This window comes from Robbsia sp. KACC 23696 (genome assembly GCF_039852015.1).
In the GTDB taxonomy this organism is placed as follows: Bacteria; Pseudomonadota; Gammaproteobacteria; order Burkholderiales; family Burkholderiaceae; genus Robbsia.
This window is the reverse complement of record NZ_CP156627.1, coordinates 693368-710193: the sequence shown is the minus strand read 5'-3', so window position 1 is coordinate 710193 and position 16826 is coordinate 693368. Positions and strand designations below refer to the sequence as shown.

At 59.5% G+C, this 16826-nt stretch carries 12 protein-coding genes; 3 read left to right on the top strand and 9 right to left on the bottom strand.

Going from position 1 to position 16826, the window contains the following annotated elements; translation table 11 throughout:
• Nucleotides 1-42 precede the first annotated feature (42 nt).
• From cynS to ABEG21_RS17895, 8 genes are all read right to left on the bottom strand, one after another.
• Nucleotides 43-510: a cyanase gene (cynS, locus tag ABEG21_RS17930; RefSeq protein ID WP_347557982.1), complete on the bottom strand. Its 468-nt coding sequence runs from the start codon at nucleotides 508-510 to the stop codon at nucleotides 43-45.
• A 141-nt stretch (nucleotides 511-651) separates the two neighbouring features.
• Entirely contained in the window at nucleotides 652-1854 is a 1203-nt protein-coding gene (locus ABEG21_RS17925; protein ID WP_347557981.1) for a DUF1501 domain-containing protein, read from the bottom strand.
• Nucleotides 1851-3467 (bottom strand): DUF1800 domain-containing protein, encoded by a 1617-nt coding sequence (locus ABEG21_RS17920; protein ID WP_347558076.1) that lies wholly within the window; start codon nucleotides 3465-3467, stop codon nucleotides 1851-1853. Before ABEG21_RS17920 ends, ABEG21_RS17925 begins: the two co-directional genes overlap by 4 nt.
• 225 nt (nucleotides 3468-3692) lie before the next feature.
• Nucleotides 3693-5243 (bottom strand): methyl-accepting chemotaxis protein, encoded by a 1551-nt coding sequence (locus ABEG21_RS17915; RefSeq protein WP_347557980.1) that lies wholly within the window; start codon nucleotides 5241-5243, stop codon nucleotides 3693-3695.
• Nucleotides 5244-5366: 123 nt separating this feature from the next.
• Nucleotides 5367-6203 carry a carbohydrate ABC transporter permease gene (locus ABEG21_RS17910; protein WP_347558075.1) on the bottom strand — a complete coding sequence of 279 codons (837 nt, stop codon included), beginning with the start codon at nucleotides 6201-6203 and terminating at the stop codon, nucleotides 5367-5369.
• A gap of 20 nt (nucleotides 6204-6223) precedes the next feature.
• Complete coding sequence (locus ABEG21_RS17905) at nucleotides 6224-7144, bottom strand: sugar ABC transporter permease (RefSeq protein WP_347557979.1); 921 nt, start codon at nucleotides 7142-7144, stop codon at nucleotides 6224-6226.
• Nucleotides 7145-7166: 22 nt separating this feature from the next.
• Nucleotides 7167-8423, bottom strand: coding sequence for an ABC transporter substrate-binding protein (locus tag ABEG21_RS17900; protein WP_347557978.1), 1257 nt, complete (start codon nucleotides 8421-8423; stop codon nucleotides 7167-7169).
• Between the two features lie 152 nt (nucleotides 8424-8575).
• Entirely contained in the window at nucleotides 8576-9850 is a 1275-nt protein-coding gene (locus ABEG21_RS17895; protein WP_347557977.1) for an ABC transporter ATP-binding protein, read from the bottom strand.
• Nucleotides 9851-10903: 1053 nt separating this feature from the next.
• On the opposite strand from ABEG21_RS17895, the gene ABEG21_RS17890 reads away from it, so the two are divergent.
• Nucleotides 10904-11215 carry an H-NS histone family protein gene (locus ABEG21_RS17890; protein WP_347557976.1) on the top strand — a complete coding sequence of 104 codons (312 nt, stop codon included), beginning with the start codon at nucleotides 10904-10906 and terminating at the stop codon, nucleotides 11213-11215.
• Between the two features lie 1776 nt (nucleotides 11216-12991).
• On the opposite strand, the gene trfA is transcribed toward ABEG21_RS17890, so the two are convergent.
• Complete coding sequence (gene trfA, locus ABEG21_RS17885) at nucleotides 12992-13984, bottom strand: plasmid replication initiator TrfA (protein ID WP_347557975.1); 993 nt, start codon at nucleotides 13982-13984, stop codon at nucleotides 12992-12994.
• An 88-nt stretch (nucleotides 13985-14072) separates the two neighbouring features.
• On the opposite strand from trfA, the gene ABEG21_RS17880 reads away from it, so the two are divergent.
• Together ABEG21_RS17880 and ABEG21_RS17875 are read left to right on the top strand one after the other, a co-directional pair.
• Nucleotides 14073-15260, top strand: a complete 1188-nt coding sequence (locus ABEG21_RS17880; protein ID WP_347557974.1) for an AAA family ATPase — start codon at nucleotides 14073-14075, stop codon at nucleotides 15258-15260.
• Entirely contained in the window at nucleotides 15257-16204 is a 948-nt protein-coding gene (locus tag ABEG21_RS17875; protein WP_347557973.1) for a ParB/RepB/Spo0J family partition protein, read from the top strand. Before ABEG21_RS17880 ends, ABEG21_RS17875 begins: the two co-directional genes overlap by 4 nt.
• The last annotated feature ends 622 nt before the right edge of the window (nucleotides 16205-16826 follow it).

Sequence of the window (16826 nt, the reverse complement as noted above, 5' to 3'; positions counted from 1 at the left end):
CGAAATCGAAAAGTCAGAATAGGCCGTTGCAGATTAGAACGGTCAATACGGTTTGGTCGGCAAGTACTTGCCGTCCATCGTGATCACGGCACGAGAGCCGCCCTCTGGGTCGGGCACCTTTTTAATATCCAGCTTGAAGTTGATCGCGCTGATGATCCCGTCGCCAAACTGCTCGTGAATCAACGCTTTCAGCGTGGTGCCGTAGACCTGGACGATTTCGTAGAAGCGATAGATCGTCGGATCGGTGGGCAACTGCGGCGACAGGCTGCCGCGCATCGGGATGAATTGCAGGCTTCGAATATCGTCGTCGGACAGGCCCAAATGCGTACCCACCTTGCGCGCCGCTTCCTCGGGAAGCGGGTGCTGGCCCAGCAGCGCGGCCGTCACGAATGCCGGCGACAGCCCGGCGAGATCCGCCAGGCCTTCCCACGTGGCACCGATGGCGGCTTTGGCATCGACGACACGTTGCGTGAGCGCATGGCGTTTGTCCGGCGAGATTTCACAATGCATGATCGGCGCTCCTGGGCTGAGATCGAAGAGAGGTCGTTGAAAATCAACGACTGTCTGCATCTTCACGCTGCAAAATCGCCACGTCCAAGACCGATTTCCGATCGACGCGATAAGTACGACTTATCCGCCGACCGACGCGGCTTACGTCCGCAAAATCGTCGTGCGCATGGCCCCACCGGGCGATCGTGGGAACAACGCCGCATTCACCCGCTGCGGGTCGAGGCGGAAGGTTTCAGCGGCGGCAGACGCGATCAGGCTGTCGAGCGCGAGGGTCGCATGCAGGTCGCGCCCCTCGTTCAACGCCTGCGGCGACAGACCGGGCCAATCCGCCAGAATGCGGCCGCCCTTGACCGAACCGCCCAGGATCATCGCCGCCGAGCCCGTGCCGTGATCGGTGCCATTGGTGCCGTTGACCGCCGCGGTGCGGCCGAACTCGGTGGCCACTACCACGGTGGTATTCGCCCACTGTGGCCCCATGCCCACTTTCAACGCCGCGAGCATCGTGTCGAGCGATTTCAACGTATTGGCCAAACGCGGATTTTGTGCGGTATGCGTGTCCCATCCCGCCGTCTCGATCATGGCGATGCGCGGTCCGTCCGGTCGTGCCAAAAAGCCGGCCGCCATCTTGCCGATCGCCGCCGGATCCTGCTTGCCGCCCATCGATCCCGCCAAGCTGCGTGTCTGCATCGCGGACTCCCACAACGGATGCAATTGCGCATCGTCGGCATAGAGCCGCGACACGCGCAACAGCAGATCGTCCTGCGCCTGCGCCATCGACGACGGCGCATACGATGTCACGTCGGCCGGCCCGCGCAAGGCCAGGGGCACCGTCGGCGCAAACGCGATCGCCTCGTCGCGACGCGCGCTACCCCGTGCCGTACCGCCGCCCGGCAGCAGTGTCAGCAGGCGGTTCAGCCAACCATCCTTCACTTGATACGGCTGCAGTCCACCTGTCTCCAAGACGTTCTGACCGTCGAAATGCGAGCGATCGCGATACGGTGACGCCACGGCCTGGATCATCAGCGCTTCCCCCTGCCCATACATCGCCGCGGTCTGAACCAGCGACGGATGCAGACCGAAGGTGCCGTCGAGCTTGTGCAGCGTGCCGGGATCCAGCGCCAGTTCGGCACGCAGGCGCGCATAGGCCGGATCCGCATAGGGCACGACGGTGTTCAATCCATCGGCGGCACCGCGCTGGATCACGAAGACGAAGCGCTGCGCGGTATCGGTATCGGCGGCAGCGAAGGCGACACGGGTGCGACCGAGCAACGTCGCTGGAACGACGGACCACGCGGCCAATGCGCCGGTGCCGCGGACGAAATCTCGACGTTTCATCGGCGTCATCTCCTCAAGAAGTCTGGCGATACCATCAGCAGCGCCAAGGCGGCGCTGGCACTTTCCGCCCGGCCTATTTCCGTGGCGGTTTCGGGAGACAAACTGCCTGCCAGCCACTGCGGACCGACCGTGCGGGCATCGACCCGGTCACCGACGCGCGCGGCAAGCCGCTGCGCGAACTCCACGCGCCGCACGAGGGCATCGGGCGCGGCCCAGCTCGCCGCGATATCGTCATAGCCGGCCGGTGAGCCAGGTTGCCAGATCGGTTGACCGAGCTGGCGCAACATCGGCGCGGTCTTGTTCGCCTCGGCGCTTTGCCAGCCCAGGCCGCGCGTCGCCGAAACCGTCCATTCCCACGGCGTCTTGAATTTGGCGTTGACCGGCTGCCACGCTTCCGGCGAATCGATGAGCGCGCGATACACGGTGGGCAGATGCCCTTCGCTTTTCTGGAACGCATCCGCCAGACGCGCCACCAAGGCCGGCGGCGGGTTATCGGAAACGAAATGAACGGCCAATTTTCGCGCGATATGCTGCGCGGTGGCCGGCGATGTCGCGAAGTCGTGCAGGATCGTCAGCCCCTGTTGGACGCCTCGCGGCCCCGGCAAATCGGCGTAGGTCCGACCCATGATCGTGCGTTCGCCCGGTTCATGGGCCTGCGGCCGAAAAACGAAAACGCCCGGCGGCAGCGGCGTCGGCGATTGCGCCGCTGGCAATCCGGTGACGCTCCAGCCGGTCAGCGCCTTGGCAAATTCGGTGACGTCCTGTTGCGTATAGCCGGTGCGCACGCCCAGCGTGTGCAATTCCATCGTTTCACGGGCCAGGTTCTCGTTGAGCCCGACCCGACGCGCCGCGTTGCGCGCCTCCGCCCGGACGGCGGCCTCGCTGTCGGGACCGATCGAGCCGTTCTGATCGAGGAAATACTGCATGGCCGGATGCTGCTCTACCGCCACCAGCATGTCTTCGAAACGACCCAGCACATGCGGCCTAATGGCGTCCGTTTCGAAGGCGCCCGCCAGCAAGGTCACCGGCTGCTTCTCGATCGATAAGGCGAAATGGTTCGACCAAAAATACACCAGACGCTCGACGAAAGGCGTCGGTGTGGTCAGCGCCCCCGTCAGTCGCGCATCGACGGCCGCACGATAGGTATCGCGGATTTCGAGATTGTAGGCTTGCCGGAGGGTCGCGAGCGGGTTGTCTTTGCCATCGGCCGAAGCGGGCTGCGCGCCCCGTACGCGTGATGCTGCCAGCGCGGGCTGTCCCACGTCGCTCGCGGCGTCCGCATGCGGCACGGTCTGCTTGCGAGGCGTCAGCGTGCCCACTTGCGCATGGCTTTTGGCCAGGTCCTCCTGCTCGCGCGCCAAGCGCCGCAGTTCCGCCTGCCCTTCGCCCATGCGCATGGCCAATTCCTGCGTGCCGGGTTGCTGCGACCAGACTGGCGGCAGCGTCTGCGCGAGGGGCACGTCCAATTGCGCGTGCAGCCATGCCGACGGATTCGTCGGCGGCGATTCGCCGAGGCGCGCGCCAAGACCGAAACGGTTCAGCGCGATGGCGGCAGGCGTGACGCGGACGATCGACGTCCGTCCATGGACGGACGGGTCCGAATGCTTTTTGGGGCCTGCCATATCGCTCATATCGCTCACCTCGCTGCGGGCGCCGACGAAACCGACAAAACAGACGATATCGGCGCTGCCGCAGTGCTGCCCGTCACGCGAAGCGAACGGGCCTGATTAAACGTCGGCGCGACGGCAACGGATCGCCGTCGGCGGCCCTATTTTGGCACAGGGAGAGAGGGAGGCGAAGTGCGGTGCTCCCCGAGGGAGGCCGCGGGGCGCTACGGCCGTGCGGATTTACAGGCGGAAGCGGTTGGCGTTTTGCTGCAACACGCGGGATTGATCGGCCAACGACAAAGCCGCGGCGGCCGTCTGTTCGACCAGCGCCGCGTTCTGCTGAGTGGATTCGTCCATCTGCGTCACGGCCTGATTGACCTGCTGGATGCCATCGGTCTGCTCGCGGGACGCCAGACTGACGCTATCGATGATGTGATGCACGCGCGAGATAGACTCGACAATCTCGGCCATCGTCTTGCCGGCGGTCTGCACCAGGCCCGCGCCGGCTTCCACGCGGCCGGCCGCCGCGTCGATCAAGGACTTGATTTCCTTGGCTGCCCCCGCTGAGCGCTGCGCAAGCGTTCGCACCTCGCTCGCCACCACGGCAAACCCGCGACCTTGCTCGCCGGCACGCGCCGCTTCCACGGCGGCATTCAGCGCGAGGATATTCGTCTGGAAGGCGATCGATTCGATGACGCTGGTGATCGACGCCATCTGCTGCGACTGCGCGTTGATCGCCGTCATCGTCTCGACCACCTGATCCATGACGCCGCCGCCATTTTGCGCGATCGAGCGCGCCTGCTCCGCGACGTCGCTCGCTTCCGTCGCATTCGCGTGATTCTGCTTTACCGTGGCCGTCAGCTCTTCCATGCTGGCGGCGGTCTCCTCCAGCGCCGCGGCTTGGGCTTCGGTGCGACGCGACAGGTCGGCATTGCCCGACGCGATCTGCTGCGTTGCCGTCGCCATCGCCTCGCTGCTTGCGAGCATCGCTTGCAATGTCTCGCGCAAGCCGTCGCGCATTTCCGCCAGCCCCCGCATCATTTCACCCATTTCGTCGCCGCGACGGGTATCGATCGGCGTACTGAGATCGCCGCCAGCAATGCGACGACAAGCCTGCAGCGCCTGCGCCAAGGGCACACCGATCGCACGTTGCACGCCCAAGCCGCACGCGATCGCGACGATCACCGCCACGGCAAGTAAAGCGATCGAACCGAGGCTCACCCAATGCAACAAGTCTTGAAACGCGTTGTAGTCACGCTCCCCCTGCTGCATCAGGAAATCGTTGAGCTTCGTCGACGACTTCGTCAGGGCGAGCGCCAGATTCGGCGTCGTGTTCATCGTGATGGTTTGCGCCGCTGCCGGATCGCCCGCCGCAATACTGTTCAGCGTCGGATCGATGCCATCGGACAGCAGATGCTGGAAGTCCGCGTTGACGGCATCGGCCAGACCTTGCTCCTCAGCGGAACGCGGCAAGGCCTGATATCGCGCATAGGCCGACTTCGACGTCGCGAGATAGTCACGCGCCTTGGTCACCAAGGCGCGGTTTTCGTCGGAGCCTGCCGGCGCGGGATGCAGCATCCCGCGGTCGATCGTGACACGCGCGATGGCGAGGTTGTATTTGAAGTCGCCCAGCGCGATTGCAGCAGCCATCTGCACCGAGTACGTTTGCTTCAACGCGGCGCTGCCCGAGCGCGTGGCAAACTGGCCCGTACCGGCGACGGCAAAAAGCAGGACCAGCAAGCAGCCGAAGGCTGCAAACACGCGGGATTTGATCGAGAGCTGTTGCAACATACGGGTTTACCTCAGGACAAACAGACGCGCACAATGCACGTTCTGTAGGCGAGTAAACGGCCGTATTGATCAGGAATTCAATAAATTTTCACACGCGCTGATATGTCAGGCGTCGCATCGCATTTATTTGATCCCGGCGCGCAGGAAAGCCTGGATGAACTGCCGCTGAAAGATCAAAAATCCCACCGTCAACGGTGCGATCGTCAACAGCGTGCCGGCGCTGATCACTGAAATATCCACGCCGTTTTCAGGTGCGCCAAACAGCGACAAGCCGACGGTGATCGGCCGGGTGGCGGCGGAATTCGTCACGACCAAGGGCCATAGAAAGCTGTTCCAATGCGCCGATACGGAAACCAATGCGTAGGCAAGATACGTGGGTTTGACGGCCGGCACATAGACGCGCCACATCACCCCGAACCACGAGCACCCTTCGATACGTGCGGCTTCGTCGAGTTCGCGGGGCACTTGGCGAAAGGCCTGACGCAGCAGAAAGATGCCAAAGGCGCTCGCCATATAGGGCAAGCTGGTGCCGAGATAGCTATCGAACAAGCCGAGACGCGTCACCATCCGATAGTTTTCGAGAATCAGCACTTCAGGCAAGACGAAAAGCTGCACGAGGACGAGTCCGAACAGCACGTCCTTGAAGGGCATCTCCAGCCGCGCAAAGGCGAAGCCGGCAAAGGTGCAGATCACTAACTGCCCGCAGAGAATCATCGTCGTCAACACGACGGTATTGAAGAAGTATCGCAACCAGGGCGCCGCATGCCAGGCCGTCGCGAAACTACGCGTGGTCAATGGGGCATGCCAGTCGAAGGTCAGCGTTGCCTGCGCGGTATGACAGGCGGCCCAGACGGCAAACAACAAGGGGGCGATCCAGACGACGGCGAGCGTCCACGCACCGGCCGTATCGAGTAGCGCGACAAACGGGAAGCGCCGCGCGCGTGGCACGACGGACGACATGGCGAGGCTGTCGGTGGGCGTCATTGATAGTGCGTCCGGCGTTCCGCGATGATGAATTGCACGACACCGACTACCGCCAGCGCGAGGAGCACCAGCGTCGTTATCGCGGCCGCTGTCGACTCGTCGAAGTAGGCGAAGGCGTTTTCCCAAATCCAATACAGCAGGAGTTTCGACGTGTTGTCGGGGCCGCCTTTCGTCAACACGAACAGATGATCGATCAGCGTGATCGAATTGATCGTCGCATTGATCACGACGAAAAGCGTGGTGGGCATCAGCAGAGGCCAGGCGATGCGCCGCATGTAATACCAACGCCCGGCACCTTCGATGGCGGCGGCTTCTTTCAGATCCGGTGCGATGCTTTGCAATGCAGCTAGGTAAAACAGCATGAAAAACCCGGATTCCTTCCAGACGGTGACCGCGATCACGGACCATAACGCCGTGCCCGGCTCGCCCAGCCAGTTGATGGAAGGCAGGCCGAACCATGCACCGATACGGTCGAACAAACCGAGATCCGGCGTGTAGAAATACAGCCAGAGATTGGCTGCGGCGATCATCGGCAGCAACGTCGGCGTGAAATAAGCGAGCCGCAGAAACGCGCGGCCCGGCAGCGCGGCATTGGCCCATAAGGCGAGGCCGAGCGCGATGAACGTCGATAGCGGCACGGTGACGGCCGCATAGAGCAGATTGTTACGGAGCACCTGCAGAAACGTCGGATCGTCGAACAGTGACCGATAGTTCGCCAAGCCGACGAAGTGCGCCGGTTTTGCCGGCATCCCGACGCGAAAGACGCTATCCCATAGCGTTGAAAAAGTCGGATAGAACGCAAACAGCGTCAGGAGGACCAAAGCCGGCGAGACATAGAGCAGACTGAGCCATCGAGACGTTCGCAATGCGCCGCGGCCCGAGGATGCGGCAGCGGTCGGCGGAGAGGAGGAGGACATGTCGGACGGTAAAGGGTGCGTTTCAGCGATAACGCGCCAGGATGCGGTCGGCGCTCGCCTGGGCTTTATCCAGGGCCTGCTGCGGCGTGGCCGTGCCGGTGATGGCCGATTGCAAGGCATTGTTCAGCGCTTCACGCACGCGCGCCGAGTCGTGGGTCGATAACTCCGGAACGGCGACTTTCAATTGATCCCGCGCGACCATCGCCTGCGGAAAAGACTGGCCATAATCGCGTAGTGCTTGCGTCTGGTAGGCCGCCTCGCCGGTGCCCACATAGCCGGTCGCGATCGACCATTGCGCGGCTTGTTCCGGTGCCGTCATCCATCGGATAAAGGTCAGCGCGCCCTTCTGCTGTTCCGCGTTCGCGCCCTTGAACAGATAGAAATTGCCGCCGCCGGTCGGCGATCCGGCGCGTTTGTTCGCCGGTAACATCGCGACGCCGAAGTCGAAGCTCGCATCGTGTTTCACCGCCGTCAGATTGCCGGTGGTGTGCCACATCATGGCGGTCTTGCCCTGCACGAAGGCCTGGCGCAACGTACTCCAATCGATTACGCCCTGCGGGCTGACTTTGGCGTCTTTCGCCAGCGAGACCCAATACGTCAGCGCTTGGACGGCTGCCGCGCTGTTGAAAGCGACATGCGTGCCGTCGTCACTCATCAGCGTCACGCCGTTTTCGATGGCAAGGGCCTGGAACATCCAGTAGGGAAATCCGCCGGACGGGATCATCACGCCGTAATGATCGGCATTCGTCAGCTTTCGGGCATCTGCCAGCATGGCGTCCCAGGTCTTTGGCGGCTGCTCGGGATCGAGCCCTGCCGCCTTGAACATCGCCTTGTTGTAGTACAGGACGATCGTCGAGCGCTGGAAAGGCACGCCCCAGACATGGTTCGCGACATTGCTGTTTGCGAGCAATGCCGGATAGAAGGCCTTCAGCCATGCGCCGTCATTTCCTGCCGCCTGGTCGAACGGCACGATCAGATCGTGGTCGATCAGGTCCCAGGTGTCGAGCGCGCCCAATACCGCGATCTGGCCCGACGCGCCGTCGCGGCTGTGCGATGCGGATACTGCCCGCACGCGGGTCTGGTCGTAGTCGCCCGCATAGATCGCCTGTACGACGATGTCCGGATGCTGTTTCTCGAAGGCCGCGATCAAGCCGTCCATCACCTTGGTCAGGGGCCCGCCGACCGAAATCGGGTAATACATCGTCAGCTTCGTCTCTGCCTGAACCGCGCCGGACAGCGCCATCACCGATAAGCCGACGCTCAGCGTCAAGGCGGCCATTCCAGGACGCGCGCGCTTTTTCCGCGACGCGTCCGACGATGCCTCACTGTTTATCGATCTACTGCGCGTCGATGGTGCCAGGCAAGCGGAAGCAGCGATCGCGAAGCGGTGAAGGCGCGGGAGGACAGCCAGCATGCGTGGGATCATATTTTTTAGACGATGGTGTGCGTATGGGAATCGGCTTGACGGAAATCGACGCGCCCCTCGTCCTGCTGGATCGTAGGGGAGGTCGGAACGATAAACGGCGTACGGGATCCGTCCGGCAACGCGTCGGTATCGGTCGCGACCGGCAGCGTGTGGCGCGGCACGGTCAAACCGACGCGCGGCTGATCGAAAGCCTCGAGTCGCTTGCCGCTGGCCGCATCGAAGACGTGGCAGGCGTTTTGGCGCCAATCCAGTCCGACGAGGTCGCCGACCATCGGCATCGCCTGCATCACGCGAGGTGCGGCGCGGACGACAATCGGCTGACCATCCGGCGTTTTGAGATAGATGTAAGACTCTGCGCCCTGAAATTCGATCGCGCTGACCGTCGCGGCCAGTACCCGCTCGCTCGCCCGCGTGATCTCGATGTGCTCGGGTCGGATACCGACGCGGACCTTCATGCCCTGCTCCGTGCGCGGATCGACGCGCGCATCGAGCCAGGGGCGCTGGGCGCAAGGAAGCGTCGCCTCGGGCAGCAGGACCATTGGCGGACTGCCGATGAAGCCGGCCACGAACGCGCTTGCCGGCCGATGATAAAGCGCCGTCGCAGGGCCATCCTGCTCGATGCGGCCAGCCTGCATCAGCACGATCCGATCGGCCATGCCCATCGCTTCGCTTTGATCATGCGTGACATAGAGCACCGTCATCCCGAGTCGCTGCTGCAGCTCGCGAATTTCCAGCCGTACGGCATGGCGCAGCTTTGCGTCCAGGTTGGACAACGGCTCGTCCATCAGACACAGTGGATGGTCGGCGACAATCGCTCGCGCCAAGGCAACCCGCTGGCGCTGTCCGCCGGACAATGCCGCGGGTTTGCGCTTTTCGAAGCCGAGCAGGCCGGTGGCCGTCAGCGCTGCCGCAACGCGCTCCCGCCGTTCGCCGCGAGGTACGCGGCGTACGCGAAGGCCAAACGCCACGTTTTCCTCGACACTAAGATGCGGAAACAGCGCGTATGACTGAAACACCATCGACAGTTGTCTTTCCGACGGGCCGAGGCCGTTTGCATTCCGGCCATCGATCAAGATGTGCCCGGCATCGGGATGATCCAGCCCAGCGATCAAACGCAGTAACGTCGATTTACCGCAGCCGGAAGGGCCTAGCAGCGCAACGAACTGCCCCCTGACGACGTCGAGGTCGATACCGCGTAATACCGGGTGGGGATCGCCACCTTCTTTCGACGGCCAAGCCTTGGAAACTCCGCGCAGGGATAGCGCATAACTGACTTGCACAAAGAACTCCAAGGAGAGGTGCGAACGCCCCGACACGGTCGCCGACGCGCGTGGCGCGGCGCATTACGAGATCGCTTGAGCGGCCATCGGAAAGGAACTCGCCTTTCGGCTCGTCGATGAAGCAGAACCTTCTCCGCGCCATCCGAGCGCGAATCGCACGTATAAGCCTGCGCCACGATAGCGGCTTAAGGTGACATTCGAATGACGGAGATGTGATGTTCGAATGAAGGCATTAGCACGCCTGAATCAGGCGCTAGCGGCGTTTCTTTAAATGCTTAATTGATGCAGCATTTGCGGGTTATGTTTTTCGGTGGGCGGCGCAATCTGTCTTGTGCTGCTATCGGCACTTTCACGGAATTAAATCTATTCTCTCTCCGTCGGTTGACGGTAAATTCTACCTCGCACGTTGCTCAGGTATATCGTCGTTGCCGGGGTTAAAATCTCGGGTTTACACCGTGCCAACGATCTCTGCGAGATCCGTAGAATCCGCTATCGACGCTATTGCGGTCAAAGTGAATCGCCTAGGCATTTCCACTGATTACTATTAACTGCCTTCGATTCTTAAATGGACCGGGGAAGGCTTCACGAGCAGCCATTCTCCGTCGTAGGTAAGGAGAGGTCGGTGAATGCCGCGGGTGTTGGCGCGTGTTGGCTGCAAGAAAGCCTATCTGGCGCGCGGCGCACCGCCGCTCGTGCTTCCGAGCTCACGACCGGGTCCTCGGCCAGATCCATTCCATATAGCGGTACAGAACAATTGGTTCGAAACGTTGATTCTTGTTTTCGAAATGTATCCAGAAAGGCGGAATTAATGCGTCGGCTTCGAATGGTTGAAAGTGTTGGATTTGGCGATATATCAGACGGATTGCCAATGCCCTTCCTATGAGCTGCGTACGTCTCGCCCAGGATGAAATTCCCGTTTCACATCGTCGACAGTTGAAAAATTCGCGGTGATTGCGAAATCTTTAAAGCCTGCTTTGACTACATACCGTTACACATTCATTCGTTTATTAGGGTATCCTCCCACAAAGTAAACGATTACTCCTTTTTAATTTTATGAACAGCAAAGAACTTGCAAAGCTGTTGGAGCAGCGTAATGAGCTCGATCAGCAAATTGAAGAAGCGCGTAGCAACGCTAAATCGGCCGCAATTGTCGAAGTAAAGAAATTGGTCGCGTTGTTCGAATTGACGCCTCAAGATATTGGCCTGGGAAAGCGTGACGGCGTGCTCGCCCCTTCTGGGCGCGGTGGACCGCGCGGCCCGGTTGCCCCCCGTTTCCGCGATCCGGAAAGCGGCGCGACATGGTCAGGGCGCGGAAAGGCACCGCGCTGGATTGCTGGGAAAGATCGGGCCGAATTTGTTATTTAAGGCGTCACTGACCGTGCGGTCGCACTGTCGGGCCTTTGCCTGTGGGTCGATACCCTTGTCGCGATGTTCCGATCTTGTCGACTATCCCTGTAAGTAGGCTTGGCGGTTGTCTCGCGTTGCGATGTTATCGCCGAGCCCATGCCTCCCTGTTTGGTATCTGCCTGTTCGTTATCTGCCGACACGCTGGCTCGTCGAAGGGCTTCCGCGCCGGGGTGCTTCGGTAACTGTGGCTGTGCTGCTCCCTCCATTTCCTATCAGCGAATGACGAGCGCATGCGATGAACGCCTAACGGCGGACGACGCGGCACAGTACAGCCTGACAGCGGTTTCATTTATGCAACTAACAAATACTATTTCCACTTCACAGTAACTGCTGACGTCCGTTTCAAGTTCGGTGCTCGCCGCCAGAGGTTAAAAGCTTCGCGTGCGGTATGCCGCTTTTGCTTTGGAATGACGCCGGAACGAGTGTTTTCCACAGCCTCTCCAAGCCCGCTGGGTGGGCAAATGGTTGCAGGGTATTTGCCGGAACGTTTCAGCAGCGTCCGATTGCTTTTTTCACATGCGCCCGCTTTTCCCTGTTGCGAGGGTTCGGTTTCTTTGTTCCGTATACCCAAGAAGGTAAACTAAAAATTACTAAAAACCTTCTTAAAACCTTCTAGCGTTCGTCGAAAACAGTCGAAATCCTATACAGATCAAGTAGATATATTTTATATTGGTGACTAATTGACGATACTCGGGGAGTATTTGACTGGTGCTGGAGAGTATTTGACGGCACTTGGTGGCCATTTGACGAGGTAGAGGGAGTAATTGACTCAGGCTTGTGGATAACTACCCCTTCGGAGCCCTTCCCTTCTGTTCGTTTACACAAGACGGCTATTTTTCATCCCATTCGAGCTTGATTTAAAGCTTTCCCACCTCTGTAACGGCATTGGTGAGTATTTGACTCAGGCTGGCGATCACAAATTGCGATTGCCAACGTAGTTCGGACGAGGTGATCAGTCAAATAGTCACCCGCGTGGTGTTTGGCTGGTGACCATTTGACTTGGCTTTTTGTGGGCGTATCAGGTTCCGGTGAGTATTTGACTTGCACCGGACTGGCTACAGCACGATGTTGGTGACTATTTGACTTGACGGCAATCCGCAGGGTTCCGCGCGTGGTGAGTATTTGACTTGATATAAGGACGCACCGCTTGCCGCTTGGTGACTATTTGACTGGAATTTTCATGGGTTGGTGTCGTGTCAGCGGCGTGCTGCAAGGGTTTTTTGGTGTTATTGCAAATGGACAATCGTCGGGAGGGGAGTGGTTCGCCCTATTCCGCGGATTTAGCGTCTCGTTCTTTGACGCTGCGTGAGATCGGACGAGCCCGGTCGACTTTGGGTTTTTCCTCGTTATTGCTTCATTCATGCGGTATTTCTTGTTTGAAGCATTCGTGACCACTGTCATCGAGCCGGGAAGTGTGGTTCGACGCAGCGCGTCGCCATTTATCGGCGTGCGCGCGTAAATCACGTGCGTCGCACGATTGCCGGTCCTTTCACGTTGTTCAAATGATGTCGTGACGCGCGCGATTTGGACGGCATTACGCTATTTCGCGACGCGTTGCGCCGACGCACGCTGGCGAGGTACTGCGTCGAGGGGAGTATTTGACTGAACTGACGCGCGAAGAACGCCCATTTAGCGCCGAGGTAGAGCGGCAAGGGGCGTTGCGGGGAGTATTTGACTCAGGCAGCGCTTACTTTTTAGCGATCTCCGCCAAAAGATAGTCGGCGCGGCCGTGTTTTATCCGATAGATGGGGCTGCGGCGACACTCATAACCGGTTGTGCGCCGTCGCCGGTGACCATTTGACTACGTACTACTTTGATTTTGTCCGTCTCGTCGAGATGCCATTCGGTCAAAAACCCGACGTCCACCAAGCTTGCCAGTGCCGCTTTTAAAGCTTTCCGAAACGACTTTAGCTCCGCCATACGAGATCCGCAGAGCTTATAGATCGTTTCGACCTTCATCGGATAGGGCGCCTGATTGGTTGCATAGAAGGCATGCAGCCACTTTTCCAAAGGTGAGAGTTTGGCGCGCATGGTCCAATCGATGCGAGTGTAATCGCCAGGACGAAGTTGGGCAGCAACGTCCGAATTGATTTGGACTTTCCACAGCGTGACGTCTTCGACATTCGATTCTTTCACGCCCGCATATTTCAGCAGCAGCGCCCCGCCATAGACGACCTCGACGCTATTACGTGATGGCGCGCGCGTGACTTCTAGCGCACAGGCCACGAGACGACGGATTGTTGCTCGAAGTTCGGTCAAGCTGCGGGAATTCTGCGTCCAACCCAGCGCTTTGATCATTTGACGGCCATCGAACTCAACCCACTCCTGACGGTTGTCGACGGTCGATCCACGAGCTAGGTGCAGGATCTGGAGATAAACGTCGTAGTCTCGCTGACGGAGTTCTTCTCCGGTATAAGTGATCCGAAGATGTTCCAGGGCATAAACAGGTTGGCCCTTGAGATTGCGTCGCGCCTCTTTCTGGCCGCACGTAAAGAGCGCGGAACGGACCAGGTCATGCAAGACGGGACGGTGTTCTTCGGACCACAGCGGAATCTGGACGCGTCGCGCAAGCGATCCACTCTGCGCGGGCGCCTGCTTGCGCGCGGCGGCCGTACGCTGCAGTCGTTCGACGACTTCAAGCATGGATTCCTTCCGCTCCGTGCTGTCGGCAGACGGTTGCGAGAAAAATTCCGGCGAGATCAGGTTCGCGAGATTACGAGTAGCCATTTCCACTTCATTCGGTGGGCATAATCGGGTATTCTAGTTCCGATCACTTTTTTATGCCAGAAGTGAAATTTCTGATCGGAATCGAAAAATGATAGAGCCCCTGCGGTCCGAATATACGATTGATGACATCGAAGATCAAGCCAACCGTGTGGCTGATGTCGTCGAGCGCGTGCGGAACAGCATTTTTTCCCCCGACTATATCAAGAAGGCCCCGATCTTCTCGATCAAGCAAGTGGCCGCCCTCTGTCGCTTAGACCGGAGCGCGTTTGCGCGTCGATTAGCGAAGGGTGACTTGCCGCCGGGTACGGAAGTCAATAAGTCCAAACGGGATTTTACCCTAGCCGAGGCGCGTATTTGGGCGCGCGCGTACGGCCGTTCGTACAAGCGGAAGGCTGGCGATAAGGCCGTCGTCATCACGACAGGAAATAGCAAGGGTGGCGTCAGCAAAACGACGACAACGATGTGCATGGCGCAGGGACTTTCACTGCTCGGCTATCGGGTCCTATGCGTGGATCTGGACCCGCAAGGCTCGCTGACTAGCCTTTGTGGCTATCTTCCCGATACGCAGGTTCAAGAGGAAGATACGGTTTTGTCGCTTTGCGCAGGTGAGCAGACGACCTTGGATTACGCGGTCAGACAGACGTATTGGGATGGGATCGACGTTATTGCCTGTGCGCCGGTCGCGTTTGCCGCGGAGTTTCATATTCCGAGTCGCCAGTCCCGCCGCGAGCCGGGCTTTCAGTTCTACGATGTCATCAATAGCGGCCTTGAGTCGCTGCGCGCGGTATATGACGTTATCTTGATAGACACGTCGCCCACGCTGTCCTACCTGTCGCTGAATGCGTTTTACGCGGCAGATGGTCTAGTGATGCCGATGCCGCCGCGCGGGATGGACTTTGCCAGTTCGAGCCAGTTCTGGACATTGTTCTCGGGTCTTGCGACGACGATCGCGGAGCAGGCAGGAAGCCAGAAGACGTGGAAGTTCATCGACGTGTTGCTTTGTATGACGGAAGGGAAAGGCAACGTCAACGAGAGCGTGGTACGCGAGTGGATTAAAGTCGCTTACGGCGACAAGTTGATGACGTGCGAGATTCCGAAGACCGTGGTTACGAGTTCTTCAGGCACCAAATTTTCGACTGTCTACGATATCGAGAAATATGTCGGCAGCGCAAAAACGTATGAGAACGCGCGGGTCGCTTACGACGCAGCGGTGGAGCAGTTAGAGAGTCAGATTCGCCGTATTTGGGCCAACCAGCCAGTCGGAGTTGAGGCATGAGCAAGCAACGGGAAGAGGCCGCTCGATTGGCCGCAGCGGCATTGGGTACTGACGTTTTGCCGACGTTTTCGCGTCGTGCGCCGCGCGTCGCGATGAATACGGTCTCAGATTTCACCGGTGAATTAGAGCGAGCGGAACGGGATTTGTCGGCGGCAAAGACACGGCTTGCGGAGTATGAGGGCGCGTTGCCAACGCGCAAGATCGACGCCAAGCTGGTGCGGTTATCGCGCTTTGCTAATCGGATCGAGGACTCCTTTCGAGACGCGGACTTTGCAGCATTGAAGGCGGAGATCGCTAACGCCGGCGGGAATATCCAGCCAATCAAAGTGCGTCGCAGTGGAGACGTCTATGAGTTGGTGTGGGGGCATCGGCGTCACCGGGCTTGCCTCGAGCTCGATATTCCGGTCCTCGCAACCATTTCCGAGTCGATGAGCGACCGCGAATTGTTCGAGGAAATGAGCCGGGAAAATGAACAGCGGAAGAATCTTTCGGCGTACGAGATGGCGATGCACTACCGCCGTGCGGTGGATCTGAAGCTGTACAAGAACTGGTCGGAAGTAGCCGCAGTGCTCGGCAAGACACGCGGACTTTTGAGTCGTTATAGCGCGCTGGCAGATTTGCCGAAGGTGGTCGTAGAGGCGTTTCCTTCGCCGAACGATATCCAACCGAAATGGGCCGCGACATTGCGCAAGGTTTTCGACGTGGATGCGGAGGCGGTCTCGCAGGCAGCGCAACGTGTAAAAGGGCGCTCGCTAACGGCCCGTTCGGTCTTCGAGACGCTTGTTAATCTTCCGGTGAAACAGTTTACCCGGGTAAACATTGGCGCTTGCCATTGGACGGAAGGTGATGATTCTGTCCGGGTCGATATCGATCGCCGCGCTTTTGGGGACGACAAGCTCCAGGCGCTGCGGGCGTTTCTTGAAGAGCTCGAAAACGCGGAATGATGTGAGAAAGGTTGAATGTAGAAGGCGCCGATTCGGCGCCTTTTTTTTGTTTACGGTGTTGGTGGCTAGAGTATCCGCGGATGCGCGGTATGGGTAAGGCGAGCAGTTTGTTGCCCGTGCGATTGTTTACCCGGGTAAACAGTGGCGCATGCGTCGCACTTTGCGGTGGACGATTTTCGGCATCGCGGTCTTTCGGCCTTCGTTCCCGGATGCGAGCGTATTCGGTTTGCTGATAGCGGTAAGACTGGGCTTTGAGCGGGGAAGTTGTTTACTCAGGTACACAAATCCGTCACCTTCGAACTTGGCCGTCTATGCGCAAGGGGTCAAAGGCGGCTGTTCGCCGGACTGTGTTGTCGCGCGTTAATTGGCTCGCGTCCCGGCTCGGGTCGTATGCCCTCGCGATATAGGAGTCGATCGGCCGCATGCGAGTGTGTCGCGGGGACCTTTTCGCGGTCGACATGGCGCGATCTTCAAACTAGACACGAACGGATGACTTTATCGCGAGCGTCGTTGCTAATTCCAAACCGCCCCTTTTTGCCGTCGCGTCCGTTACCGAATGGTCGCCAATTTCGGCTCGTGTTTGGTGGTTTGTCGGACGCTTTGCTCTGTGATTCATTTTGAG